We start from the raw sequence: 24,393 nt of genomic DNA, 5'->3' as shown, positions 1-24,393 counted from the left end.
TCCGTGATCCCACGTGGACGTGGGATCACCTCCCCTCCCTCGCCACGCGATTGGTCGACCACCCCGTGCAACCCCGGGGCCGCCCACCTCGTTCACCCAGCATGCGACGAGATGCGGCCGCCGACGCCGCCTTCACCGAGTTCGCGGCCGCCAGCCGCTCCCGGTTGCGCAGCACCGCCTACCTGCTGTGCGGCGACTGGGACCGCGCGTCGGACCACGTCCAGGAGGGGCTGATCCGCGTCTACGTGGCCTGGCCGCGGCTGACCAGGCGTGGCGGCGAGCTGGCCTACGCGCGGCGCGCCGTGGTGAGCGCCTTCCTGGACGCCGCGCGCAAGCGGTCCAGCACCGAGCGGCCCACCGACGCCGCACCCGAGGTCGCCTCCACCGAGGACGTCGCCTCGGCGGTGGCCGACCGGGCCGCGCTGATGCTCGCGCTCGACCGGCTGCCGCAGCGGCAACGGGCCTGCGTGGTGCTGCGCTACTTCGAGGAGCTCGACGTGCGGGAGACCGCCGCCGCGCTCGGGTGCAGCGAGGGCACCGTCAAGAGCCAGACCTCCCGCGCGCTCGCCTCGCTGCGCGCCATGTTCGACGACGCCGCCCGCGAGGAGCTCGTGGTGGCCGGAGAGAGGAACCTGCCGTGGTGAACGAGCTGCGCGAGCTGATGCGCGAGAACGTGGGCGAACCGCCCCCCGACCACCTCGACCTGGGCGCCGTCGTCGGCGCCGGGCGTCGCCGGGTGCGGACCCGGCGTCGCCTCGTCACCGGCGGCGCCGCGCTCGCCGTCGCGGCGGTGGTGGCGACCGGAGCACTGCTCACGCCGCTGGGTGGCGCGCCCGGCGGGGACGGGCGCACCGACGCCGCCGCCGGCCGCGGGGCGCCTCCCGCCCCCGACGCCCCCACCATCACCCTCGCCGACGCCGAGCCCGCGGTGGAGGGGCGCGACTACGAGGTGCTCACCAGCCACACCAACCAGAACCTCAACCGCGACAACGGCGAGTACCTCGAGGGCACCACCGACGACGGACTGGTGCTCTTCAGGGACGGACCCAAGCTGGACCGGCTCTACCCGACCTACTCGCTGCTCGACCCCGCCACGGGCGAGCGCGACGAGCTGCCCCGGCTGCGGATCGGTCAGGCGCAGGCGTGGCCGCTGGAGCTCTCGCGCGAGCGGCTGGTGCTGCTCGGCAACGACGAGAGCGACGTCAGCGGCCTCGACGACCTGCCCCTGGTCGCCCACGTCTTCGACCGTGGGACCCGGGAGTGGAGCACCATCGCCTGGCCGGACCTGCCGCCGGTCGGCTTCCCCTCCGGCGACATCGGCCCCGACGGGCGCCTCTACGTGGGCGTGCCCGCGACGCAGGGCGGCCCGCCGCCGGGTGGCTGGCCCGTGGGCGAGGACGGGGAGGCCGACGACTCCGATGCCCCGGGTGACACCTTCCGGCTGTGGTCGGTCTCCCTCACCGACCCGGCAGACGCGCGCGACGAGGGGCTGAGCGTCGGCGACGTCGCCTTCACCGACGATGCGATGGTGTGGACCGACAGCACCAACGGCGAGGCTGGCCGGGTGCACGTACGGGACCTCGCCACCGGCGAGGAGAGCAGCTTCGACCCCCGCAGCGGCGAGCGGTGCAACCTGCTCGGCTTCGGGGCGAGCGGCGACCGGATCGTGATGGGCCAGTACTGCGGCGACTACGAAGGCGGCGTCCGCGACGACCGGGTGCAGGTGCTGACCACCAGCGGCGAGCAGGTGGTGACGCTGCAGGACTCCGGCATCGACGGCCACCTCCCCGCCGGCAGCGAGGTGGTGCCGGTGCAGTCGTGGGGCAGCACCCGGCGCGACCCCGACGCGGGGTACTACGCCTACGACCTCGCGAGCGACCGGCTGCTGAAGCTGGCCGACGCCGTCTCCAACTTCGGCGTCGGCGGTCCGACCGCCGGCCCGCGCGAGGTCATGTGGCACGTGCCGGTCAACCGGCGCAACGGCGTGACGCGGTACGTCGGGCGGCTCCTGGACTGAGCCGGACCCGGCCAGGACGCGACGAGGGCCCCGCCGGCTGGCGGGGCCCTCGTCGTCGTTCAGGTGCTGCGGGTGCTGCGGGTGCTGCGGGGAGGTCAGTGACCGTGGCCGTGCCCGTGGCCACCGGCCGCGGACTCGTCCTCCTCCTCGGGCTTGTCCACCACGAGGGTCTCGGTCGTGAGCAGCATGCCCGCGATCGAGGTGGCGTTGACCAGCGCGGAGCGGGTCACCTTGACCGGGTCGAGCACGCCCTGGGCCACCAGGTCGCCGTACTCGCCGGTGGCGGCGTTGAAGCCGTTGCCCACGCCCAGCTCGCGCACCTTGGTGGTGACCACGTAGCCGTTGTCGCCGCCGTTCTCGGCGATCCAGCGCAGCGGCTCCTGGGCGGCGTCGCGCACGATCTTGACGCCGACCTCCTCCTCGGCACCGAGGCCGAGGCCACCCTCGAGCACGCTGACGGCGTGGATGAGGGCCGAGCCGCCGCCGGCGACGATGCCCTCCTCGATGGCCGCGCGGGTCGCGGAGACGGCGTCCTCGATGCGGTGCTTCTTCTCCTTCAGCTCCACCTCGGTGGCGGCGCCGACCTTGATGACGCAGACGCCGCCGGCCAGCTTGGCCAGGCGCTCCTGCAGCTTCTCGCGGTCCCAGTCGGAGTCGGTGTTCTCGATCTCGGCCTTGATCTGGTTGACCCGGCCCTCGACCTGCGCGCCGTCGCCACCGCCGTCGACGATGGTGGTGTTGTCCTTGGTGATCACGACGCGGCGGGCGGTGCCCAGCACGTCGAGGCCCACCTGGTCGAGCTTGAGGCCGACCTCGGGGGCCACCACCTGGGCGCCGGTGAGCACCGCGATGTCCTGCATCATCGCCTTGCGGCGGTCACCGAACGCGGGGCTCTTGACGGCCACGGCGTTGAACGTGCCGCGGATCTTGTTGACCACCAGGGTGGAGAGCGCCTCGCCGTCGACGTCCTCGGCGAGGATGAACAGCGGCTTGCCCGACTGCATGACCTTCTCCAGCAGCGGCAGCAGCTCGGCCACGGCCGAGATCTTGCCCTGGTGCAGGAGGATGTAGGGGTCGTCGAGGACGGCCTCCATGCGCTCGGGGTCGGAGACGAAGTACGCCGAGATGTAGCCCTTGTCGAACTGCATGCCCTCGGTGAACTCCAGCTCGGTGCCCATGGTGTTGGACTCCTCGACCGTGATCACGCCGTCCTTGCCGACCTTGTCGAAGGCGTCGGCGAGCAGCGAGCCGATGACGGCGTCGCGGCTGGAGATCGTGGCCACGCTGGCCATGTCCTCCTTGGTCTCGACCTCGCGGGCGGCGTCGCGCAGCGCGTTGCCGACCGCCTCGGCGGCGGCGTCCATGCCGCGCTTGAGGCCCATCGGGTTGACGCCGGCGGCCACGGCGCGCAGGCCGCCGTGGACCATCGCCTGGGCCAGCACGGTGGCGGTGGTGGTGCCGTCACCGGCGACGTCGTTGGTCTTGGTGGCCACCTCCTTGGTGAGCTGGGCACCGAGGTTCTCGAAGGGGTCGTCGAGCTCGATCTCGCGGGCGACGGTGACGCCGTCGTTGGTGATCGTGGGGGCGCCCCACTTCTTGTCGAGCACCACGTAGCGGCCCTTGGGGCCGAGGGTGACCTTGACGGCGTTGGCGAGCGCGTCGACGCCGCGCTCGAGGGAGCGGCGGGCGTTCTCGTCGAACTCCAGGATCTTGGGCATGGGCGATCTGACTCCTTGTCAGGCGACTGTCAGGGACTGTCGGTGGGCGGGCGTCGGGACGCCCGGGAACGAGAGAGGGTCGTGCACCCGGCCCCGATCAGCGGACCGGGCCCGGGCACACGACCCTGGGCACTCAGATGACGCGCGTGGCGCTTGGCTGGCAAGGCGCCGTCGCGACGGCGACCTTGGGAGCGGAGCGGTCGTCGAGCGACGGCAACGCCGCCAGCCGGGATGCCAGGTGCGTCAGGAGACGACGGCGAGGACGTCGCGGGCGGAGAGGATCAGGTACTCCTCGCCGGCGTACTTGACCTCGGTGCCGCCGTACTTGCTGTAGATGACCTTGTCGCCGACGGCGACGTCGAGCGGGACGCGGTTGCCGTTGTCGTCGACGCGACCCGGACCCAGCGCCAGGACCTCGCCCTCCTGGGGCTTCTCCTTGGCGGTGTCGGGGATGACCAGGCCCGAGGCCGTGGTCTGCTCGGCGTCGAGCGGCTTGACGACGATGCGGTCCTCGAGAGGCTTGATGTTGACCGACACGATGTCGACCTCCACTTTCGTTGCTGATCGCTGAACACGGGGTGATGAACTCAGGGCTCGCGGGAGGCACGCCGTCGCGGGGGTCGTGGACCCGGCGAGCTGTTGGCACCCTCGTGGTGAGAGTGCCAATCCAGAAACTAGCACTCCCCCTGGTCGAGTGCCAACGCTGGTCCAGCGGTGCCGCACTCCGCGCTCAGACGATCGGCACGTCGACGCTCCAGCGCACCACGACCGTCGGGTCCTCCCCCACCTCGGGGAAGCCGCCGAGCGTCGTGACGGAGTCGACGCGCTCCAGCGTGTGCACGCCGTCCTGCTCGGGGACCTCGAAGACGGCGAGGAACGCCGTGGATCCCGCCTCGACCGCCGGCTCGCGGACCGCGGGCTCGCCGTCCAGCGTCAGCGGTCCAGGACTCGTCTCCACGACGGCGTAGGACACCGGATCTCGGCGCGAAGTGGTGGTGAGACCGACCAGGGTGGTGCTGCCGGTGGCCACCAGCCACTGCCGGCCGGGCTCGGCCCACCCGAGCCCGCCCACCCACGGGGTGCGCTGCACCTGCACGGGGCAGGCGCTCTGCCGCACCTGCAGCGGTCCCCGCGGGGACCGCACCCGCGGCGGGTCGCAGGGCACGGTGGTGCGCACCAGGCGCGAGGGCACGGTGGCCAGGCGCTCGGCGACACCGGCGTCGCGCACCTCCTCGCCGCGCTCCGCCTCGATCGTGACGCCGTCCCACTCCACGCGTACCGCCAGGTCGCGCGGCTCCTCCTCCGCGATGGCCACGGCCGTGCTGCCGCTCAGCTCGAGCACCGGGTCGCCCTGCTCCACCTCGGCGCGATCGCGCAGCAGGACCTCGTCGAGCGGGTAGGCGCGGCCGTCGGCGAGCAGCGAGACGGCGACCTGCGGCGGCTCGGCGTCCGGCAGGCTCGGCAGGCGGACGGCACCGGCCAGGTCGACGGTCCAGCTGATCGGCACCATGCTGCCGCCCTCGGGCGCCGTGTCGAGGTCGACGCCGGCCGCCGAGAGCTCCTGCACCGGCAGACCCACGGTGGCCCGCAGCTCGAGCCCCGGCAGGGCGATCACGGAGGTGCGGCCCTCCACCGAGACGACGCCGTCGGCCAGCGCCCCGACCGGGGCCCGGCGTGCCTCGTCGTCCTCCCCGGTGCAGGCGGTCATCAGTGCGGCCAGCGCGAGGACCAGGGCGAGGGGACGCACGACGGGGCGCGCGGTACGGGGGCGTCTCACCGGCACAGGGTGCCCCCCGGGCGCGGACCGGAAACCGCCGCGGCCGGGGCGACTTGGAGGGGTCCGGGACGATCGGAGCATGGCGACGAGCACGACACCCGCCCCCCGGGCCGAGCCGGTCGACCCGCACGCACCGCGGCTGACCGGGCCGCGCCTGATGAACCAGGACTGGCGCGACCTGCTCTACGTGCACTGGGCCGTGGAGCCCGCGCGGCTGGTCTCGTTCATGCCGCCGGGCGTGCGACCCGACGAGCACGAGGGGCTCACCTACGTGGGCCTGGTGCCGTTCCGGATGGTCGACGCGGGCTTCGGGCCGCGCAGCAGCGTGCCGTTCTTCGGCACCTTCCTGGAGACCAACGTGCGGCTGTACTCGATGGACGAGCGTGGGCGCCGCGGTGTGGTGTTCCTCAGCCTGGACGCCGACCGGCTCGCCGTCGTGCTCGGCGCCCGGGCCAGCCTGGGCATCCCCTACCGCTGGGCCACGATGAGCCACGCGGCCACCGCCCCCACCCCCGCTGACCAGGGTGGCGACGGCGTCGCGGGCGCCGTGCACGCCTACCGCAGCCGGCTGCGCCGTCGGGTACGCGTGGGTCGACCGGAGGGTCGCACCGACGTGCGCGTGCGCGTGGGCGCCGCCCGCACCCCGACGCCGCTGGACCACTTCGTCTCCGCGCGGTGGCGCCTGCACACCGGCGTGCTCGGGCGCACGATCGTGGTGCCCAACCAGCACGAGCCCTGGCCGCTGCACGAGGCCACGCTGGAGCACCTCGACGCCGAGGTGCTCGCCTCCGTGGGGCTGCCCGAGCTGGTGGACCGCGAGCCCGACCACGTGGCGTTCAGCCCCGGCGTCCACACGGAGTTCGGGCTCCCCCGCCGCTGACCCGCACGCCCCGACCCTGGCCCTGGCCCTGGCCGGAGTGTGGGCTGCGAGGATGCCGCCGTGGACCTCGACGCCTTCCGGTGGCTGCTGACCGACGCCGGCCAGCGGCTGCTCGCCCGGGCCACCGAGGTGGGCGACGCCGACCCGCTGCGCGCCCAGGAGACCCTGCGCCGCGAGCCCGACGCCGACGCCGAGCGCGCCGCTGCGGCCCTGACCCAGGTGGGGCTGCGCCGCCGTGCCGCCGAGAAGTTCGGCGACGACGCCGCGCGGCTCTACTTCACCCCCGACGGGCTCGAGCAGGCCACCCGCCGCCCCGTCGCCGCGCACCGCGCCGCCCGGCTGGCGGCCTTCCGCGCCGACTCGCTCGTCGACCTGGGGTGCGGCATCGGCGGCGACCTGATGGCCGCGGCCGCCGTGGGCGTCACCTGCGTGGGGGTGGACCGCGACCCCGTGCGCGTCGCCGTCGCGGAGGCCAACCTGGCGGCACTGCAGCTCAGCGGCGCCGTCGGGGTCGCCGAGGTCACCGACGTGGACCTCTCCCCCTTCGCCGTCGCCTTCGCCGACCCGGCACGCCGCACCGGCGCGGGGCGCACCTTCGACGTCGATGCCTGGAGCCCGCCCTGGTCCTTCGTCCAGGGCCTGCTGGCGCGCGACGCGTGCGTCAAGGTGGCGCCGGGGATCCCGCACGACCTGGTGCCCGACGGGGTCGAGGCGGAGTGGGTGAGCCACCGCGGCGAGGTCAAGGAGGCCGCGCTGTGGTCGGGCACCCTCGCCTCGACGGCGCGCCGCGCCACCGTCATCGGCGACGGCGGCCTCGCGACGCTCACCGAGGACGACGACCCCGGTGCGGAGGTGCGCGAGGTCGGCGATTACCTCTACGAGCCCGACGGCGCCGTCATCCGTGCCGGTCTGGTCACCGCGGTCGCGGCCGGCGTGCAGGGCGGGCTGATCGACGAGCACCTGGCCTACGTGACCTCCGACGCCTCGTTCCGCACGCCCTTCGCCCGCTCCTACCGCGTGCTCGAGCACCTGCCCTACCGGGAGAAGCCCCTCAAGGCCGCGCTGCGGGAGCGCGACATCGGGCGGTTGACGATCAAGAAGCGCGGCGTCGAGGTGGTGCCCGAGCAGCTGCGGCGCCGACTGGACCTGCGCGGCGACGAGGAGGCCACGATCGTGCTGACCCGGGTCGCCGGGCGCGGCACCTGCCTGCTGGTCGCGCCGTTCTGATCCACCACACCCAGTCGACCCGTAGCGTGCAGGCAGCGGGCTCGGGAGGCTCGCGAGGGCAGTGACGGGGCGGGCAGGGGCGGGGCGGATGATCGAGGGCAGCGAGCACGAACCGGGCCACGAGCCCGGCCCCGGGGCAGCACCGGTGGTCGAGGTGGGGTGGCGCGCGACGGTCCGACGCCAGCTGGCCTTCGGCCGCGCATCCCTCCCCGACGACCACGGCGCACGGTGGCTCGACGAGCACGGTGAGCCGGACCCGGCCCAGGGCGTGCACACCTGGATCACCGCGCGGATGGCGCACGTGTACTCCCTCGGCGTCCTGCTGACCGGCGGCGACGAGGCGGCGGGGTACCGCGAGCTGGCGCGGCGCGCCGTCGCAGCCCTGGCAGGTCCGCTGCACGACGACGAGCACGGCGGCTGGTTCGCGGGCCTGGACGCCGACGGCACCCCGGCCCAGGAGGGCACCAAGTCGGCCTACCCGCACGCGTTCGTGCTGCTGGCCGCGGCCAGCGGCGCCGTCGCCGAGGTGCCGGGCGCCGCCGAGCTGCTCGCCCTCGCCACCGACGTGCTCGACGAGCGGCTCGTGGACGCCACCGGCCTCCCGGTCGACCGGTGGGACCGCACCTTCACCGACCTCGCGCCCTACCGCGGGGTCAACGCCGCCATGCACCTGTTGGAGGCCAGCCTGGCCGCGTGGGACGTGGCGCACGACGCGCGCCACCTGGACCGCGCCGTCGCCGTGGCCACGCCGGTGGTGGCGTGGGCCGCCGAGCGCGACTGGCGCGTCCCGGAGCACTTCACCGCCCAGGCCCGGGGCGAGGCGTGGGTGGAGCAGCCCGAGCACCACCGCGACCAGCCCGACCACCCCTTCGAGCCCTACGGCGCCACGGTCGGTCACGGCCTGGAGTGGTCGCGGCTGGTGCTGCAGCTCGACGCCGCGCTGGCCGCGGCGGGCCGCCCGGCGGTGCTCGACGCCGTCATCGCGGCGCGCGGGCTCTACGACCGCGCCGTCACCGACGGCTGGGCCCGCGACGGCGCCGACGGGTTCGTCTACACCACCGACTGGTCGGGGATGCCCGTGGTGCGCACGCGGATGCACTGGGTGGTGGCCGAGGCGGTGTGCGCGGCGTCGACCCTCGCCGTCACCACCGGCGACCCGCGCTACGCCGAGGACCTCGCTGCCTGGCGCGCGCACGCGGCGGCCGTCTGGGAGGACCCCGCCACCTGCACCTGGGTGCACGAGCGCTCACCCGCGCTGGACGCCTCGGCGACGGTGTGGCGTGGGCGCCCCGACCTCTACCACTCGGTGCACGCAGCGCTGCTGCCCGAGCTCCCGCCGGCGCCCACCGCCGCCCGCGCGCTCGCCGAGCGGGCGGCGCTCACCCCCGGGGGCTGATCCCCGACGGCTCCTCGGCGTCGCTCCGACCCCTCACCAGCCCGAGGACGGCGGCCACCGCCAGGCCGACGCCGATGCCGACCAGGTCGGCGGCGAGGTCGCGGACGTCACCGGCTCGACCCAGCACGGTGACCGTGCCCTGCACGACCTCGACGAGCGCGGCGTAGACCGCCAGGCCCAGCCCGAGCCGCAGCACCGGCAGCCGGGCCCAGCACCCGGCGAGCGCGAGCGTGGCGAAGATGCCCAGGTGCGCCACCTTGTCGGAGTCCTCGGGCCCACCGGGGTCGCCGAGCGGCGCCAGGAACAGCACCAGGCTCGCCCCCACCAGCAGGGTGAGGGCGAGCCCGGGCAGGGTGCGGAACAGTCTCACCCCGGAGTCACTCCAGGCCGGGCCGCTCGGCTCCGATGGTGGTGCTCTCGCCGTGACCGGTGTGCACGACCGTCTCGTCGGGCAGTGCCAACAGCTTGGCGCGGATCGACTCCTTGATGAGGTCCTCGTCGGAGTACGAGCGACCGGTGGCCCCGGGCCCGCCCTGGAACAGGGTGTCGCCCGTGAACACGCAGCCCAGGTCGTGCACGTAGAGGCAGACGGCGCCCGGCGCGTGGCCGGGCGTGTGCAGCACCTGGATCGAGGCGCCCGCCAGCTTGATCGACTGGCCGTCCTCGAGGTCGGCGTCCCACAGCTCGTCGCTGTGGGTCAGCTCCCACAGCGGCTTGTCGTCGGGGTGCAGCAGCACCGGCGCGCCCACGGCCTGCCGGAGCTCCGGCGCCACCCGCGCGTGGTCGTCGTGGGCGTGGGTGCAGATGATCGCCTTGACCGTGCGCCCCTCCACGACCTTCAGGATCGCCTCGACGTCGTGCGGGGCGTCGATGACGACGCACTCCTCGTCGTCGCCGATCACCCAGATGTTGTTCTCGACCTCGTGCGTCTCGCCGTCGAGGCTGAAAATGCCCGAGACGGTGCCGTGGTCGACCCGCAGTCCGCTGGCCATCAGAGGACCACCACCGAGCGCAGCACGTCGCCGTGATGCATCTTCTCGAAGGCGGCCTCCACGTCGTCGATGCCGATCTCCTCGGTGACGAACGCATCGAGGTCGAGCCGACCCTGGCGGTACAGGTCCACCAGCATCGGGAAGTCGCGGTCGGGCAGGCAGTCGCCGTACCAGCTGGACTTCAGCGAGCCGCCACGCCCGAACACGTCGATCAGCGGGATCTCCGGCACGGTCATGTCGGGGGTCGGCACACCCACCAGGACCACGGTGCCCGCCAGGTCGCGGGCGTAGAACGCCTGCTTCCAGGTCTCGGGGCGGCCCACGGCCTCGACCACGACGTCGGCGCCCTCGGCGCCCTCGTAGGTCTCCGCGCAGATCCGCTTGATCTCCTCCACGGCGTCGACCTTCGAGGAGTCGACCGTGTGCGTGGCGCCCAGCCGCTGGGCGGCCTCGAGCTTCTTGGGGTCGATGTCGACGGCGATGATCGGGCTGGCACCCGCCAGCGCGGAGCCCGCCACCGCGGCCACACCGACGCCGCCGCAGCCGATGACGGCCACCGACCGGCCGCGCGTGACGGCACCGGTGTTGATGGCGGCACCGATGCCGGCCATCACGCCGCAGCCGAGCAGGCCCACCGCGGCCGGCCGCGCGTCGGCGTCGACCTTGGTGCACTGCCCCGCGGCCACCAGCGTCTTCTCGGCGAAGGCCCCGATCCCGAGCGCCGGGCTCAGCTCGGTGCCGTCCTCCAGCGTCATCTTCTGGGTCGCGTTGTGCGTCGCGAAGCAGTACTGCAGGTCACCGCGCTTGCAGGCGCGGCACTCGCCGCACACCGCACGCCAGTTGAGCACCACGAAGTCGCCGGGCGCCACGTCGGTGACGCCGTCACCGACCGCCTCGACGACACCCGCGGCCTCGTGGCCCAGCAGGAAGGGAAACTCGTCGTTGATCCCGCCCTCGCGGTAGTGCAGGTCGGTGTGGCACACCCCGCACGCCTGCACCTTCACCACGGCCTCGCCCGGACCTGGGTCCGGGACGTTGATCGTGACCAGCTCGACCGGCGCACCCTTGCTCCGCGCCACCACCGCCTTGACCTGCTGCATGCCACATCCTCTCGACGTGCGGGTGGCCCGGCGTGCGCCGGACCGTGTGCGCCCATGCAACCAGGGCGGTCCACGGAGCCGACGCCGGGGCGGGACGCCTACGGCGCGGGATAGCTGGCCAGCACGTCACCGTCGGCGTCGAGCACGTCGACGTCGACCCCCTGCACGCCACCGCCCCCCGGCACGCGGACCACCACGGCGTAGCGCCCCCGCTCCACCGGCCGTTGCGCCGTGGTGCCGTCGGCGAACCGCAGCAGCAGGGTGGCCGCTCGCGGGTCGGTCAGGCCGGCCGCGGTGTACCAGGTGGCCTCCTCGGCCACGATGGACTTGCCGGAGGCTCCGGTCGCGGAGCCCGTCAGGTACACCGGTCCCCGGACGGTGGGCTGCACCTCGGTGAGCCCGACGTCCCAGCTGGCGGGGCTGAGGGTGCACTGCCAGGCCTGCGCACCGCGCTCCAGCACCGCCGTGGTGACCACGCCCTCCTGGTCGACCCGGGTCACCTTCGCGGTGCGCAGGTCGGTCCAGGTCGGCTGCTCGTCGTCGTCGGTCTGCCGGAAGCGACGAGGCAGGAACCACGACGGTGGCGGCGTCGGCTGGTTCACCTCGGCGCACACCTCGGCCACCTCCAGCCGGTCCTCGGCGTCGGGCAGGAAGCGCTCGAACGGCACCGGCTCGTCCTCGGCGCCGGCCTCGGGGACCACGCACAGCACGGGGTTGCCGTTGCCGTCGCGCGAGTCCAGCGCCACCACGTCGCCCGGCTCGTAGGAGCGCGGGTGCGCCACGACGTGGCGGCCCTGCGAGTACATGGGCAGCTCGCGGTACTTGGCCAGCTGGGGCTCGCAGCGGCGCACCACCTCGGCCGCGGGCAGGCCGGCAGGCTCGTCGGGTGCGGCCGTCGCCGGGCTCTGTGTGGGCGGGGCGGACGCGGGCACCGGCGGCTCGCCACCGACCAGGGCGGGCACCACGAGGACGGCCCCGACGGTGAGGGCGACCACGCTGCCAGCGGCACCTGCCGCGCGCTGCCGTCGACGGCGTCGGTCGCTGGCGCTGGCCCTGGCGAGCAGGGCGACGGGGTCGACACGCAGCGGGCGGTCCGCGTCGTCGGCGGCCGCGGCGAGCAGGCGCTGCAGGTCGGGGTGGTGCTCGTTCATCGTCGGCTCCTCGTCGTCGGGGTGGTGGCGGGCACCGTTCCGCCGACCAGCGGACGCAGGGCGCGCAGGGCGTCGGCGGTCTGGCTCTTGACCGTGCCCTCGGAGCAGCCGAGCACCCGGGCGGTCTCGGCCACGGAGAGCTGTTGGTAGTAGCGCAGCACCAGGCAGGCACGACGCCGCGGCGACAGCCCGGCCAGCCCGCGCACCACCGCGTCACGGTCGAGCACGCCGTCGGCGGGATCGGACTGAACCACGTCGTGGTCGTACATGGGCGAGGACGTCTCGCGACGCCGCCACGGGCGGCGCGACTCGTCGATGAGCACCCGGACCGTGCTGCGTCGCGCGTAGGCCAGCAGCCCCTCGCGTCGCTCCACCCGGTCCCAGGCGCCGTAGAGCCGCACGAGCGCCTCCTGGGCCGCGTCCTCCGCCCGGTGCCAGTCGCCGCACACGAGGTAGCCCGTGCGCCGCAGGTCGGGCATCGAGGCGGTCGCGAAGGCGACGAAGTCGTCGTCGTGCGGCCGGGGCATCGGTCGCTCCTCGTGCGTCGGGGCCGGATGGCGGGACCGGGCGGTCCCACCAGGAAGACGGTCGAGAGCCCCGCCCGGTTGGGCGGGGCTCTCGACCGATCCTGGACCACCGGGCCTCCCGGTGCCGGTGCCGGTCAGTCGTCGAGGTGCTTCTCCACGACGGTGAAGTCCTCGGCCAGGCCGACGTGCCACTCCTGGCCCTCGGCGGTCAGCACGTGCACCTCGTAGACCTCGCCGCTGGTCGCGCCGTCGTCCTCGGCCTCCACCTCGGTGACCGTGCCGGGCACCTCGGCCAGCGCGGCGGTCTCGGCCTGCTCGCGCTGCTCGGCGGTCACGGCGCGGTCGTCGCCGCCGCGGTCGTCGCTGTCGTCGTCGTCGCGGTCGTCGCTGTCGTCGCGGTCGTCGTCGTCGCGGTCGTCGTCGTCACGGCCGTCGCGGTCCTCGTCGGACCGCACGACCTGGTAGGCGTCGTCGAGGTGCACCTCGACCTCGGTGCCGTCCTCGCGGGTGACGTCGACCTCGTAGGCCGTGCCGCGGTCGTCGCTGGTCTCGGCGTCGGTGACGGTGCCGCCGCCGGCGAACTCCAGCGCGGCCGAGGCGGCGCGGTCGCGGTCGGTGCCCTGCAGGTCGTCCGGCCCGGCGGTGGCGGCGACGGCGACGCCGCCGGCGCCCAGGACCGCCACGACGGCGAGGGCCGGGACGACGACGCGCTTGCGGGGCAGGTCACGGGTCCGGGTGCGCAGGCGGGCGAGGGGGTTCTTCATGGTGGATCCTCCTGGTGGGGTGCGGCGGGAGGCTGTCTCCCGACCTGATGACCCCACCCTCGCGGGAGGTCGCTGAACCCTTCCTGAAGCCGCCTGAAAGGTCCTTCAGCCAGCCGTCCGGCCGCTGTTCACGCCGCGCCGCGGGGCAACCGGACGACGAAGCGCGCACCGCCGAGCGGGGAGTCCTCGACGTGCGCCTCACCGCCGTGGGCGCGGACGATCTCGCGCACGATCGCCAGGCCCAGCCCGGATCCCCCGGCGTCACGGCTGCGGGACTCGTCGAGGCGCACGAAGCGCTCGAAGACCCGCTCGCGCTCCGCGGGTGGCACGCCCGCGCCGTCGTCGTCGACGAAGAGCACTGCTCCACCCTGCTGCTCCACCAGCCCCACCGCGAGCCTCGAGGCGGCATGCCGCGCGGCGTTGTCGGCCAGGTTGCGCACCACCTGGGTGAGCGCCGCTGTGTCACCGACGACCCGTGCGGGGCCGACGCCGCGGGTGTCGACGCGCAGCCCCTCGCGCGCCACGCGGCGCGCCTGCCCGAGCACGAGGTCGTCGAGGTCGACCTCCTCACGCGGGCGCACGCCGCGCTCGTCGGCGCGGGTGAGCACCAGCATCTGCTCGACGATGCGCTGCATCCGCAACCCCTCCTCGAGCACGGCTTCCGCCAGCTCACCCTCGGGCAGCGCGCCGGGGTGCGCCTGGGAGACCTCGGCGGTCTGGCGGATGCTGGCCAGGGGCGAGCGCAGCTCGTGGGAGGCGTCGGAGACGAAGCGCTGCTGGCGCTCCCGGGAGGTCTCGAGCCGGGCCAGCACCTCGTTCATCGTGAGCGCCAGCCGGTGCACCTCGTCGCGCGAGCCGGGCACCGGGACGCGCCGGTCGAGCCGGTCGTCGGAGATCTCGGCCACCTCCGCGCGCATCCGCTCCACCGGCCGCAGCGCCCGCCCGGTCACCACCCAGGTGGTCCCGGCCACCACCAGCAGCAGCACCGGCAGCCCGACGCCCAGCAGCGGCACCAGCGCCGAGGTCGAGTCGGCCACCTCCTCGGTGCTGACCGCCACCCGCACCAGGTACTCCTCGCCGTCGGGGTCCTCGGCGTCCTCGCTCACCAGCACGTAGGCGTGGTCGCCGCCGGGCAGCGACACCTCGCCGTCGCGGGCGGCCGGTACCGCCACCGCCTGGGAGGAGACGACCACGCGGCCGTCGTCGTCGCTGACCCAGAGCACGGTCTCGTCGGGATCGTCGGGGTCGTCGGGGTCCCGGGCGCCCTCTCGACGGGGACGGTCCTCCACGTCGTCGTCGGAGTCGTCACCGTCGTCGTCGTCGGAGATCGCTCCCGGCACACCGGAGTCCTCGATCTGGGCGACCAGGGAGGCGGCGCGGGCCTCGGCCTGACCCTCCAGGCCCGAGCGCAGCGAGTCGCGCAGCAGCCCCACCAGCAGCAGGCCGCCCAGCACCAGCGCGAGCGCCACCACGACGACGGCGCCCACCGTGGTTCGCACGCGCACGGATGCCCACACGGTGCTAGCCCCCGTTGCCGGCCAGGCGGTAGCCCGCGCCGCGCAGCGTCTGGATGGCCTCGCGGCCGAAGGGGCGGTCGACCTTGTTGCGCAGGTGGCGCACGTAGACCTCGACGATGTTGGGGTCGCCGTCGAAGTCGACGTCCCAGACCGCCTCGAGGATCTGGGTCTTGGAGACGACGTCGTCGCGGTGACGCATCAGGAACGCCAGCATCGAGAACTCCCGGGCCGTCAAGGAGACCTCCTGCTCACCGCGCCAGGCGCGCCGGGCGGCGGGGTCGAGCCGCAGGTCGCCGGCCTCCAGCACGGTGGGGCGCTCGCGGGCTCCGCGCCGCGCGACGGCGCGCAGCCGCGCCACCAGCACCGGGAACGAGAACGGCTTGGTGAGGTAGTCGTCGGCGCCGGTGTCGAGGCCCTCCACCTGGTCCCACTCGCCGTCCTTGGCGGTGAGCATGAGGATCGGCGTCCAGTCCTCCTCGGCGCGCAGCGCCTCGCAGACCTTGTAGCCGTTGATGCCCGGCAGCATCAGGTCGAGCACGATCGCGTCGTAGTCGTGCTCGCGGGCCAGCCACAGCCCGTCGGTGCCGTCGTGGGCGACGTCGACGGCGAAGCCCTCGGCCTCCAGGCCGACCCGCAGCGAGCGGGCCAGCCGCACCTCGTCGTCCACCACCAGCACGCGCATCCCCTGATCGTCCCAGGTGGCGGCTGAACGCCGGCTGAAGGACCTTCGCGGAGGACTGCAACCCTTACGCCGGCGCTCGCGTCCTGGGTGTGTGGACGAGGTGATGACGATGCAGGCCGTGCCGCGGCCCCACACTGGGCCCGTGGCCAGGGGCGTGTCGGGTGCGCGCAGCCGCGAGCAGCGGCGCGACGAGGAGTTCACCGACTACCTGCACGCGCGGCAGCCGGCACTGATGCGCACCGCCTACCTGCTCACCGGCGACCTGCACACCGCCGAGGACGTGCTGCAGACCGCCCTGGCCAAGCTGTACCTGGCCTGGGACAAGGTGCACGACCGCGGCGCCACCGACGCCTACGTGCGCCGGATCATGGTCAACGAGCACAACTCGCTGTGGCGGCGCGGCTGGAAGAAGCGCGAGCGCGCCACCGAGACCCTGCCCGACGCCGCGTCCCCCCACCGGCACGACGACGGCACCGGCGACGCCCTGTGGCAGCTGGTGCGCTCGTTGCCGCCCAAGGCCCGGGCCGTGGTGGTGCTGCGCTACTACGAGCAGCTGACCGAGGCCGAGACCGCCGACGTGCTCGGCATCAGCACCGGCACCGTCAAGAGCCAGTGCAGCCGCGCGCTCGCCACCCTGCGCGACCGCGCCCCCGCCGACCTCGACCCACGCACCCCGGAGGCCGATCGATGAGCAAGCAGAACGATCCTTGGGAGGACGTCGTGGGCGAGAGCCTCGAGAGCCGGGTGCGCGACCTGCACGCCGCGCCGCTCACCCTCGACGCCGTCAAGGGCAGCGCCCGCGCCATCCGGCGCCGTCGCCGGGCGGTGGCCGCGGGCAGCGTGCTCGCCGCGGCCGCCGTCGTGCTGCCCGTGGCGGTGCTGGGGGTCGGCGGTCTCGGTGACGACGCACCCGATCAGCCGGCCGCCTCGGACCCCGCGACGCCCACGGACGGCGGCTCCACCGGCGCTGACACGCGCACCCGCGCCTACCTGCAGGGGACCACGCTGCACCGGTACGACGGCTCGACCGTCTCCCTCGCCGAGAGGTACGACAGCGTGGTCGACCTCGGCACGGGCGTGCTGGTGACCAGCCGTGACGAGCAGGGCAACCTGCTCCTCGCGACGCTGGTCGACGGCGAGGTGGAGTCCGAGGAGCGGGTGCTCGACGTGCCCGTCGTGAACGGCTCGGCGACCGCGGTCGTCGTCGACGCCGACCGGACCCTGCAGGTGTCGGGAACCGTCGTCTCCACCCCACTCTCGGAGTCCGAGCCCGCCGCCCCGGAGCAGCGCCGGCCCGTCCGGCTCGACCGCAACGACTACGTGACGGCGCTGAGCCCTGAGTGCCAGGTGGACGCAGCGACCTGCCCGGTCTACGTGCAAGGAGCCGGCGGCGCGGCCGTCGTCGACGCGTTCAACGGCGAGCGCACGCCGGTGCCCGACGCGATCGAGGTGGTCGACGTCTCCCGCGATGGGATGGCCGCGGTGCTCACCTCCTACGAGGGCGAGCAGTCGTGCTGGGCGGTGCGCGACGCCGCCACCGGCGCCGAGGCCTGGGCCTCCTGCGAGAGCTCGCTGTTCGCCTTCTCCCCCGACGGCCGGCACCTCAGCGGCACCCACCCCTACCAGGACGGGCTCGGCAACGCCTGGCTCGCGATCATCGACGCCGACACCGGCCGCGAGACCGCGCGTTACACGCCGCCGAGCGGCGTCGTCGCCACCTCCGCCTGGGAGGACGACGAGCACCTGCTCGCAGTCACGGTCAGCGACGACGGGTGGCAGCTGGTGCGGGTCGGCCTCGACGGCGAGGGCGAGGTGCTGGCGACCGACGGCGCGTCCGCCGACGCCTTCCCGGCGCCGTTCGTGCTCGAGGCGGCGAGCTGAGTCAGCCGTCGACGGCGATCGAGGCCAGCACGGGCTCGATGACCTCGTCGCGCTGGGCCGGCGTCAGCGTCTTGAGCAGCACGAAGCGCAGCGAGACCACGGTGCCGTCGACCACGACGCCGAACTCGTCGGCGCGCTGGTAGCGGTTCCACGCACCGGCGAAGTGGTAGGCCGGCTGGCCGAGCAGCTCCCGGTCGGCCTCCTCGCGCAACGAGATGGCGGACGGCGTGGACTCCAGGGAGATCGCCTTGAACGTCTCGAAGTCCTGCTCACCCACCTGCTGGCGGGTCGAGACCGTGATCTCGCTCAGGTCGCTCTCCCGCTGGCTGATGACCACGGTGTCCAGGCGCCCCGCCTGACCGTCGTCGAAGCCGCGGGGCACGGTCACCGAGACGCCGTCGGTGGTGCGCAGGGTCGGGCCGTCGGCCGGAGCCACGCTGGGGCTGGGTGTCGACGACTCCGCAGCACCGGACGCGGAGTCCGACGGCGAGCCCGAGTCCGAGGGTGACTCCGAGGCGCCCTGCGAGGTCTCGGCCGACGTCTCCTGCGAGCCCCCGGTGCGGGGTTCGTCCGTCCCGCACCCGGTCACCAACGCGACCAGCGCGACCAGCACCGCCGTCGCCCCGAGCACGCCGCCGTGCGCGCGTCCGACCTTCATGCGACTCGCCCCTCCCGAGAAACCGAGACATGTGCGGGGCACACCGCGTGCCCGGCGGTCACCCTATCCACCGCCCGCATCCACCGCCCGCATCCACCGCCCGCACGCCGTCCGCACACCGCGCGGACCGGGCCGGCGGGTTCGGTGAAGTCTGAGGTTTCGCGGCGGGTGAGGCAGGGTAGTACCGGATCGTTCCCCCTGCGCCGCGCCGGCGCACCCACACACCAGCCCGTGAGGAGTGACATGGCCGGGTTCGCCAATCTCACCCAGGCAATCTCGCAAGCCGTCTCGCAGCTGCAGGCCGAGGGAGGCGGTGGCGGCACCGTCGAGGTCGACACGACCGCGATCGAGACGCTCAGGGGGCAGCTCGACAGCGCGATCGCAGCACTGTCCGGCACCGGTGACGCCACGACGCCGGCCTCGGCCTTCGGCCCCTCGGACGGCGGGCAGTACATGGCGCACCACACCTCGCTGGCCGAGCAGGCCGCCATCGACGCGCTGGTCGCGATCCGCGACGGCATCACCAACTACCGCACCGCGGTCAACAAGGCCGAGGAGATCCACCTCGAGGCGGACCAGAACGCGGCCGACGACGTCAACACACTGGCCTGGCAGGTGGACGAGAGCACCATCGGCCTCGGCACCAACTACCTCGACAACGACGACCTGAACACCTCCGACGGCTGACGGCCGACCGTCAGAAGTCACCGAGATCGGAGAGGAAGCACGCGTGGGCCCCAACGAGAGCGCTCTGAACCAGGCGATCGACACCGCCAACCGGGAGCAGATCACCGACAAGGACTGGAAGGCCCGGCACGAGAGCCTCCAGGCCGTCGAGGACGCACTGCACGAGGCCGCCAACACCAACATCCAGGGTGAGACCGGCAACTCGATGCGCTCCGCGTTCACCGCGGCCGCCGAGGAGGTCAGGGCCAAGAAGGACCGCCTCTTCCAGGGCGTCCAGGCCATGAACGGCGCCGACTGGTCCTTCTTCTTCGCCGGCTTCGACCGCGGTCAGCTCGACGCCGACTTCCCGGTCCCGGCGTCGGCGCCCACCTTCGAGATCAAGGACGACTGGGACCAGGCCAAGATCGACACCGAGCGCGGCAAGCACGAGGGTGCGATGGAGGACTACCAGGCCGCGCTCGACAGGCGTGAGCGCAGGGCGAAGGTCATCCTCGACAAGCTCAACGAGGACCTGCGCCGCAACGGCGACACCATGAAGGAGATCCACGGCCTGCCCGACCCCGAGGTCGGACCCTCCGGCGGTTCCGGCGGTGGGATGCCCACCGGCACCGGACCCGGGGCGCCGATCAGCACGCAGCCGCCGACCAACCCCACGAACCCCACGAACCCCACCCACCCGACGAATCCGACCCATCCGACGAACCCCACGCACCCGACCAACCCGACGGTGCCCACCACGCCGGTCGACCCGGGCAATCCCGGCACCCCCGGCACCCCGGGTGGCCCCGGCGGCGACGGCACCGAGATCGGCGGCAACCCCAGCGCTCCGGGCACCCCGGTGAGCCCCGGGTCGCCCGGCGGCGGAGGCGGAGGGTTCAACCCCGGCATGGCCGGCGGCATCGGTCTGGGTGCCGGCGCCCTGGCCACCGGCCTGGGCCGCGCGCTGGGCCGCGGCGGCTCGGCGGGTGTCCCCGGTCAGAGCACCCGCCCCTCGGGCACACGCGCCATCGGCTCCGGTGGTCGCAGCGGCACGGGAGGTGCGCTGGGGCGGGGGGCGACCCCGGCGGCCGGTTCCACCGCCCGCGCGGGCGCGGGTCGCGGCGGTGCGGCCGCTCGCGGCGGCAAGGCCGGAGCAGCAGGGGCAGCCGGCCGCGGGGGTAAGACCGGGACCGCGGGCGCGCGCGGCGCCAAGGGTGGCGCCGCCGGCACCGCGGGCCGCAACCAGAAGCCGGGCGCCCAGGGCAAGGGCGCTGCAGGCAAGGGCGGCGTGGGCGCAGGCGCCGGCCGCGGCGGTCGCCGTCGCGACGACGAGAAGCCAGAGACCACCCGCGACCTCTTCGACGACGGCCAGGACTGGCTCGACGACGAGGGCGGAGCGCACGCCGTCCTCGACTGACCCACCGCACCCCCAGCGTGCACAGAACGACGACGCCGGCCCCGCGCACCGCGGGGCCGGCGTCGCTGCGTCGGCGGAGCCGGGGTCGGCCTCGGCTCAGACCAGGACGCGCGTGACCGGCATGCTCGAGTCGGCGGGCAGGTCCAGCGCCGACGGCGTCCGCCCGCGACTGACCATCGAGGAGCCGAGCGCCGCCACCATCGCGCCGTTGTCGGTGCACAGCCCCGGGCGCGGCACCCGCACCCGCACGCCCACGCGGGCGGCGCGCTCCTCGGCCATGGCGCGCAACCGGGAGTTGGCGGCCACGCCGCCACCGATCAGCAGGTCCTCGATGCCGTCCTGCTGCGCGGCGTCGAGCGCCTTGCGCACCAGCACGTCGCACACCGCCTCCTGGAACGAGGCGGCGACGTCGGCCACCGGCACCGGCTCACCGGCGCACTCACGCGCCTCGACCCAGCGGGCCACCGCGGTCTTCAGGCCGGAGAACGAGAAGTCGAATCGGTGCCGCTCCAGGTCGCGCCGGCTGGTGAGTCCGCGCGGGAAGTCGATGGCCACCTGGTCGCCCTCGCGCGCCACGCGGTCGATGTGCGGGCCGCCCGGGAAGGGCAGGCCCAGCAGGCGGGCCACCTTGTCGAAGGCCTCGCCCGCGGCGTCGTCGATGGTGGCGCCCAGGGGCTCGACGGTGTCGGTCACGTCGAGGACCCGCAGCAGGCTCGAGTGCCCACCGCTGACCAGCAGCGCCAGGCACGGCTCGGGCAGCGGGCCGTGCTCCAGCTCGTCGACCGCCACGTGGGCGGCCAGGTGGTTGACGCCGTAGAGGGGCTTGCCGAGCCCCAGCGCCAGCGCCTTGGCCGAGGCGACCCCGACCAGCAACGCGCCGGCCAGGCCCGGGCCGCTGGTGACCGCGACGGCGTCGACGTCGTGCAGCCGCACGCCGGCCTGCTCGCAGGCGCGCTCGATGGTGGGCACCATCGCCTCCAGGTGGGCACGGCTGGCCACCTCGGGCACCACACCCCCGAACCGGGCGTGCTCCTCGACGCTGCTGGCCACCGCGTCCACCAGCAGCGTGCGGCCGCGCACCAGCCCGACGCCGGTCTCGTCGCAGGAGGTCTCGATGCCGAGCACGAGGGGCTCGTCGCCGCGGGTCGTCGTCACGGGGCCATCGTGCCAGCCCCGGTCGACGTCCGACCCGGTGCCGCGTGGGTCAGCGCCAGACGCGCACGTGGTCGACGCTCATGGTCGCGGGGAGCGGGGTGTCGGCCGAGGGCTCGTTGCCCGTCGTGCCGAGCAGCTGGGTCAACGCGACGATGTAGGGGTGCTGGAAGGCGATGTCGGCGCCGTCGGTGTTGACCAGGCAGCTGCGGCCGTTGACGAAGACCTCCAGCTTCTCGGCCGACCACTCCAGGGCGTAGATGTTCCAGGCACCGCGTGGGGCCGCGCAGTCCCAGGCGGTGGTGACCCCATCCTCACCGGCGCCGCCCGCGCCGTAGTGCAGCGACGGGATCGAGAGCCACGACCACGCCGAGTAGGTCTCGCTGATGTCGATCTCGCCGGCCGCCGGCCACATCAGCTTCGGGTCCTTGACGAACTCGTCCGGCCAGAGCCAGAAGGCCTCCTGCAGGCCGGGAGCATGGGTGGCGGTGTTCCTGATCCGCGCCTCGAAGCGCCCGTGCTGCTGGCTGAACAGGCCGTAGGTCATCACGCTGCCCGCGGTGTATCGCGTGGAACGGTCCGAACCGATGCAGGGCTTCGGCTCCTCCTCGTACCGCAGCGTCAGGTGCAGCGAGCCGCCAGCGACCGCCACGTTGTCCTCGTGGTAGCACGCGTAGGTGGAGTCCGTGCCGCTGCTGAAGATGGTCTGCTTCACCCACTTGGTGGGGTCGAGCTCGGTGCCGTCGAAGTCGTCGACGAAGGTGCACGACCAGTAGGTGCCGTCCGCCTTGCGGGGCCGGGCGCCGCAGGCGTCCTGCGGGGCACGCACCTGGGCCGGCGCGGTGGTCGCGCGCGGCGGCACCACGCGGACGGCGCTGCGCTGCCCGTCGGCCTGCACGCGCACCCGCTGCGCGGAGTCCGTGCGCGGCATCCGCACGGCGAACCGCCCCTGACGCACCGGCACCCGGCGCACGCGCTGCCATCCGCGGTCGGTGCGGCGTTGCAGCACCACCGCTCGCGTGCTGGCGCGACCGCGCAGGGTGACCGTCGTCGGACCTGCCACCGGAGCCGCGAGCTGCAGCAGCGAGGAGCGCGCCGCGGAGCCACCCGGGGGCGCCGTCGCGACCGCGAACGAGGAGAGCAGGCTCAGGGCCACGCCACAGGCGGCCACCAGGGCGGCCCACCTCTGGGCGACGCGCCGCTGCTGACGCGGACGGACGGCGGTGCTCACGACACTGCTCCCTCGAATGATCCGACTCGAGAAGGCGTCCCCCCGCACAGCCCCGCAGCGTCGTCGACCGACGACGTCGCGGGGCTGCCCTCCCTCATGCTCCTGGGAGCATCGTTGCGGTGGCCGGCGCCGGCGCGCGGGCGAACGCGGACGCCCTGACCGCTCGTCGGGGACGATGACCCAGAGGGATCAGGGGCACCATGACCGATCGGCGCGCGTGGGCGCACGGCGGCGCGGGGTGGGGCGAGCAGCACGAGACGTCCTCCGAGACGGGACAGGACGTCGAGGGAGGCCCGGGGAGCGATCGTCACCCGTGCGGGCAGCGGTCGCACCCGGAGCGACAGCCTGGATCAGCAGTGCCCCCACCCTGGCAGGCCCGGTCCAGACCGGACACACCCCCGGGGGTGTGTACAGCAGGTCCGGGAGGGGCACGGACCGGAAATCACCCGAACGGGCCATGCCCGCACCACCCGGACGGGCCCCCGACCCGTCACGTCGGCGACTCCGTGGCAGTCCGGGTCGGTCCGGGTCAGTCCGGTGGAGCGGGACGCAGACGGCGCAGCATCACCACGGCAGTGGTGCCGTCGCGGTAGTAGCGGGGCCGGCGGTCGATCTCGGTGAAGCCGGCGGCGGCGTAGAAGGCGAGGGCGCCGGCGTTGTCCTCGCGCACCTCGAGCAGCAGCCGGTCGGCGCGCCCGGCGCGGGCGCGCGAGACGACGGCGTCCAGGATCGTGCGCGCCACCCCGGTGCGCCGGTGCTCGGGTGCCACGGCGATCCGCTGCAGCTCGGCGATGTCGGCCACGATGCTCACGCAGGCGTAGCCGACGACGCCGGCGTCGCCGTGCTCGAACACCACGTAGTGCACCGTCGGCAGCCCGCCGCGCACACCCTGCTCCACCAGCCACGGCGACCAGGCGTCGGCGCCGAGGCAGCGCTGCTCCAGGTCGGCGACGACCTGCACGTCGGCGTGCACCGCCGTGCGGATCACGAGACCCGCTTGGGGGTCGCCGGGCTGGCGGCGTCGGGCCGGCGCAGGTAGAGCGGGTCGGGGTCGTGGAGCTCTGCGAGCTCCTCGGCGACGCAGCGGGCCAGCCAGCCGGCGCTCGGCCGCGCCGGGCCGCGCCCGTGCGGGAAGGAGTCGGGGTAGAGCACTGCTCCCTCACCGGCGACCGGCAGGTCGGTGGCGAGGACGGCGGGCTTCTCGACGAGCGGGCCCTCCAGTCGGGCGCCCCCGGCGTCGTAGCGGGCCAGGTAGACCTCCTTGCGCCGCGCGTCGGTGGCCACCACCAGGGAGCCGCCGGCGTCCTCGAGCGGCTGCTCGGCCAGCGCCTGGGCGGCGACGACGTCGAGCGAGCACACGCCGTAGACCGGCACCTGCAGCACGAAGGCCAGGGTGCGGGCGGTCACCAGCCCCACCCGCAGGCCGGTGAAGGGGCCGGGCCCGACGCCGACCGCGATCGCCGTCAGGTCGTGCCGGTCGGTGCCCGTGCGCGCGAGTGCCTGCTCGATCAGCGGCGCGAGCTGCTCGGCGTGCTTCATCGGCCGCTCGGAGACCAGGTCGACCAGCACCGCGCCGTCGTCGTGCAGCGCGACGGCGACCGTGGGTGAGGAGGTGTCGAGGGCCAGCAGCACGCCCTGAG

The 24,393-nt window shown here is 74.2% G+C and carries 25 protein-coding genes; 9 read left to right on the top strand and 16 right to left on the bottom strand.

What is annotated here, in order from left to right:
• The first annotated feature begins 101 nt into the window (after positions 1-101).
• Entirely contained in the window at positions 102-644 is a 543-nt protein-coding gene (locus ABD948_RS05155; protein ID WP_345263318.1) for a SigE family RNA polymerase sigma factor, read from the top strand.
• Positions 638-2,017, top strand: a complete 1,380-nt coding sequence (locus ABD948_RS05150) for a hypothetical protein (RefSeq protein ID WP_345263316.1) — start codon at positions 638-640, stop codon at positions 2,015-2,017. The genes ABD948_RS05155 and ABD948_RS05150 overlap by 7 nt, the downstream gene beginning before the upstream one ends.
• A gap of 95 nt (positions 2,018-2,112) precedes the next feature.
• Here the strand turns inward: ABD948_RS05150 and groL are convergent, their stop codons facing one another.
• From groL to ABD948_RS05135, 3 genes are all read right to left on the bottom strand, one after another.
• Positions 2,113-3,735 (bottom strand): chaperonin GroEL, encoded by a 1,623-nt coding sequence (gene groL / locus ABD948_RS05145; RefSeq protein ID WP_345263314.1) that lies wholly within the window; start codon positions 3,733-3,735, stop codon positions 2,113-2,115.
• Positions 3,736-3,978: 243 nt separating this feature from the next.
• The gene (groES, locus tag ABD948_RS05140; protein ID WP_139978034.1) at positions 3,979-4,272 is read right to left on the bottom strand and encodes a co-chaperone GroES; all 294 of its coding nucleotides are present in this window, start codon (positions 4,270-4,272) and stop codon (positions 3,979-3,981) included.
• A gap of 193 nt (positions 4,273-4,465) precedes the next feature.
• The gene (locus ABD948_RS05135; RefSeq protein WP_345263312.1) at positions 4,466-5,512 is read right to left on the bottom strand and encodes a hypothetical protein; all 1,047 of its coding nucleotides are present in this window, start codon (positions 5,510-5,512) and stop codon (positions 4,466-4,468) included.
• 79 nt (positions 5,513-5,591) lie between these two features.
• Between ABD948_RS05135 and ABD948_RS05130 the strand changes: the two genes are divergently transcribed.
• The 3 genes from ABD948_RS05130 to ABD948_RS05120 all read left to right on the top strand — a co-directional run bounded on the left by ABD948_RS05130 (position 5,592) and on the right by ABD948_RS05120 (position 9,015).
• Entirely contained in the window at positions 5,592-6,392 is an 801-nt protein-coding gene (locus ABD948_RS05130; protein WP_345263310.1) for a YqjF family protein, read from the top strand.
• A gap of 60 nt (positions 6,393-6,452) precedes the next feature.
• Positions 6,453-7,619 (top strand): class I SAM-dependent methyltransferase, encoded by a 1,167-nt coding sequence (locus tag ABD948_RS05125; protein ID WP_345263308.1) that lies wholly within the window; start codon positions 6,453-6,455, stop codon positions 7,617-7,619.
• An 88-nt stretch (positions 7,620-7,707) separates the two neighbouring features.
• Positions 7,708-9,015, top strand: coding sequence for an AGE family epimerase/isomerase (locus ABD948_RS05120; RefSeq protein ID WP_345263306.1), 1,308 nt, complete (start codon positions 7,708-7,710; stop codon positions 9,013-9,015).
• On the opposite strand, the gene ABD948_RS05115 is transcribed toward ABD948_RS05120, so the two are convergent.
• The 8 genes from ABD948_RS05115 to ABD948_RS05080 all read right to left on the bottom strand — a co-directional run bounded on the left by ABD948_RS05115 (position 8,999) and on the right by ABD948_RS05080 (position 15,748).
• A complete protein-coding gene (locus tag ABD948_RS05115) occupies positions 8,999-9,385 on the bottom strand; it encodes a VanZ family protein (RefSeq protein WP_345263304.1) in 387 nt (128 codons plus the stop codon). The genes ABD948_RS05120 and ABD948_RS05115 overlap by 17 nt on opposite strands.
• A 7-nt stretch (positions 9,386-9,392) precedes the next feature.
• The gene (locus ABD948_RS05110; protein WP_345263302.1) at positions 9,393-10,007 is read right to left on the bottom strand and encodes an MBL fold metallo-hydrolase; all 615 of its coding nucleotides are present in this window, start codon (positions 10,005-10,007) and stop codon (positions 9,393-9,395) included.
• Positions 10,007-11,107 (bottom strand): S-(hydroxymethyl)mycothiol dehydrogenase, encoded by a 1,101-nt coding sequence (locus ABD948_RS05105; protein ID WP_345263300.1) that lies wholly within the window; start codon positions 11,105-11,107, stop codon positions 10,007-10,009. Before ABD948_RS05105 ends, ABD948_RS05110 begins: the two co-directional genes overlap by 1 nt.
• Before the next feature lie 98 nt (positions 11,108-11,205).
• Positions 11,206-12,258 (bottom strand): hypothetical protein, encoded by a 1,053-nt coding sequence (locus ABD948_RS05100; protein ID WP_345263298.1) that lies wholly within the window; start codon positions 12,256-12,258, stop codon positions 11,206-11,208.
• Positions 12,255-12,785 carry a SigE family RNA polymerase sigma factor gene (locus tag ABD948_RS05095; RefSeq protein ID WP_345263296.1) on the bottom strand — a complete coding sequence of 177 codons (531 nt, stop codon included), beginning with the start codon at positions 12,783-12,785 and terminating at the stop codon, positions 12,255-12,257. Before ABD948_RS05095 ends, ABD948_RS05100 begins: the two co-directional genes overlap by 4 nt.
• A 134-nt stretch (positions 12,786-12,919) precedes the next feature.
• Positions 12,920-13,549 (bottom strand): PepSY domain-containing protein, encoded by a 630-nt coding sequence (locus ABD948_RS05090; RefSeq protein ID WP_345263294.1) that lies wholly within the window; start codon positions 13,547-13,549, stop codon positions 12,920-12,922.
• Positions 13,550-13,677: 128 nt separating this feature from the next.
• Positions 13,678-14,499 (bottom strand): sensor histidine kinase, encoded by an 822-nt coding sequence (locus tag ABD948_RS22115; protein WP_425576545.1) that lies wholly within the window; start codon positions 14,497-14,499, stop codon positions 13,678-13,680.
• A 571-nt stretch (positions 14,500-15,070) separates the two neighbouring features.
• The gene (locus tag ABD948_RS05080) at positions 15,071-15,748 is read right to left on the bottom strand and encodes a response regulator transcription factor (protein ID WP_345263290.1); all 678 of its coding nucleotides are present in this window, start codon (positions 15,746-15,748) and stop codon (positions 15,071-15,073) included.
• 142 nt (positions 15,749-15,890) lie between these two features.
• Here ABD948_RS05080 and ABD948_RS05075 point away from each other — a divergent pair, with 142 nt between their 5' ends.
• Together ABD948_RS05075 and ABD948_RS05070 are read left to right on the top strand one after the other, a co-directional pair.
• Positions 15,891-16,439, top strand: coding sequence for a SigE family RNA polymerase sigma factor (locus ABD948_RS05075; protein ID WP_345263288.1), 549 nt, complete (start codon positions 15,891-15,893; stop codon positions 16,437-16,439).
• Positions 16,436-17,629 (top strand): TolB-like translocation protein, encoded by a 1,194-nt coding sequence (locus ABD948_RS05070; protein WP_345263286.1) that lies wholly within the window; start codon positions 16,436-16,438, stop codon positions 17,627-17,629. The genes ABD948_RS05075 and ABD948_RS05070 overlap by 4 nt, the downstream gene beginning before the upstream one ends.
• A 1-nt stretch (position 17,630) precedes the next feature.
• Here ABD948_RS05070 and ABD948_RS05065 read toward each other — a convergent pair whose 3' ends face one another.
• Positions 17,631-18,287, bottom strand: a complete 657-nt coding sequence (locus tag ABD948_RS05065; RefSeq protein ID WP_345263284.1) for a hypothetical protein — start codon at positions 18,285-18,287, stop codon at positions 17,631-17,633.
• A gap of 231 nt (positions 18,288-18,518) precedes the next feature.
• Here ABD948_RS05065 and ABD948_RS05060 point away from each other — a divergent pair, with 231 nt between their 5' ends.
• Entirely contained in the window at positions 18,519-18,974 is a 456-nt protein-coding gene (locus tag ABD948_RS05060; protein WP_345263282.1) for a hypothetical protein, read from the top strand.
• A 43-nt stretch (positions 18,975-19,017) separates the two neighbouring features.
• On the top strand, positions 19,018-20,370 hold the full coding sequence (locus ABD948_RS05055) for a hypothetical protein (protein ID WP_345263280.1): 1,353 nt from the start codon (positions 19,018-19,020) through the stop codon (positions 20,368-20,370).
• 96 nt (positions 20,371-20,466) lie between these two features.
• Here the strand turns inward: ABD948_RS05055 and tsaD are convergent, their stop codons facing one another.
• The 4 genes from tsaD to tsaB form a co-directional block, all read right to left on the bottom strand.
• Positions 20,467-21,525, bottom strand: coding sequence for a tRNA (adenosine(37)-N6)-threonylcarbamoyltransferase complex transferase subunit TsaD (gene tsaD, locus ABD948_RS05050; RefSeq protein ID WP_345263278.1), 1,059 nt, complete (start codon positions 21,523-21,525; stop codon positions 20,467-20,469).
• A 49-nt stretch (positions 21,526-21,574) separates the two neighbouring features.
• Positions 21,575-22,753 carry a glycoside hydrolase family 16 protein gene (locus ABD948_RS05045; protein ID WP_345263276.1) on the bottom strand — a complete coding sequence of 393 codons (1,179 nt, stop codon included), beginning with the start codon at positions 22,751-22,753 and terminating at the stop codon, positions 21,575-21,577.
• Between the two features lie 529 nt (positions 22,754-23,282).
• Positions 23,283-23,741 (bottom strand): ribosomal protein S18-alanine N-acetyltransferase, encoded by a 459-nt coding sequence (rimI, locus tag ABD948_RS05040; protein ID WP_345263273.1) that lies wholly within the window; start codon positions 23,739-23,741, stop codon positions 23,283-23,285.
• Entirely contained in the window at positions 23,738-24,385 is a 648-nt protein-coding gene (tsaB, locus tag ABD948_RS05035) for a tRNA (adenosine(37)-N6)-threonylcarbamoyltransferase complex dimerization subunit type 1 TsaB (RefSeq protein ID WP_345263271.1), read from the bottom strand. The genes rimI and tsaB overlap by 4 nt, the downstream gene beginning before the upstream one ends.
• Positions 24,386-24,393: the final 8 nt, after the last annotated feature.

Origin of the sequence: Nocardioides nanhaiensis (assembly GCF_039542785.1) — a bacterium.
In the GTDB taxonomy this organism is placed as follows: Bacteria; Actinomycetota; Actinomycetes; order Propionibacteriales; family Nocardioidaceae; genus Nocardioides; species Nocardioides nanhaiensis.
This window is presented reverse-complemented; position numbering and strand designations above follow the sequence as displayed.

Bases quoted from the DNA above. Each gene is read 5' to 3' on its own strand.
- ABD948_RS05080 (WP_345263290.1), bottom strand. From the start codon at position 15,748: ATGCGCGTGCTGGTGGTGGACGACGAGGTGCGGCTGGCCCGCTCGCTG.
- groL (WP_345263314.1), bottom strand. From the start codon at position 3,735: ATGCCCAAGATCCTGGAGTTCGACGAGAACGCCCGCCGCTCCCTCGAG.
- ABD948_RS05095 (WP_345263296.1), bottom strand. From the start codon at position 12,785: ATGCCCCGGCCGCACGACGACGACTTCGTCGCCTTCGCGACCGCCTCG.
- ABD948_RS05130 (WP_345263310.1), top strand. From the start codon at position 5,592: ATGGCGACGAGCACGACACCCGCCCCCCGGGCCGAGCCGGTCGACCCG.
- ABD948_RS05155 (WP_345263318.1), top strand. From the start codon at position 102: ATGCGACGAGATGCGGCCGCCGACGCCGCCTTCACCGAGTTCGCGGCC.
- ABD948_RS05105 (WP_345263300.1), bottom strand. From the start codon at position 11,107: ATGCAGCAGGTCAAGGCGGTGGTGGCGCGGAGCAAGGGTGCGCCGGTC.
- ABD948_RS05110 (WP_345263302.1), bottom strand. From the start codon at position 10,007: ATGGCCAGCGGACTGCGGGTCGACCACGGCACCGTCTCGGGCATTTTC.
- ABD948_RS05070 (WP_345263286.1), top strand. From the start codon at position 16,436: ATGAGCAAGCAGAACGATCCTTGGGAGGACGTCGTGGGCGAGAGCCTC.
- ABD948_RS05090 (WP_345263294.1), bottom strand. From the start codon at position 13,549: ATGAAGAACCCCCTCGCCCGCCTGCGCACCCGGACCCGTGACCTGCCC.
- ABD948_RS05120 (WP_345263306.1), top strand. From the start codon at position 7,708: ATGATCGAGGGCAGCGAGCACGAACCGGGCCACGAGCCCGGCCCCGGG.
- ABD948_RS05100 (WP_345263298.1), bottom strand. From the start codon at position 12,258: ATGAACGAGCACCACCCCGACCTGCAGCGCCTGCTCGCCGCGGCCGCC.
- ABD948_RS05065 (WP_345263284.1), bottom strand. From the start codon at position 18,287: ATGAAGGTCGGACGCGCGCACGGCGGCGTGCTCGGGGCGACGGCGGTG.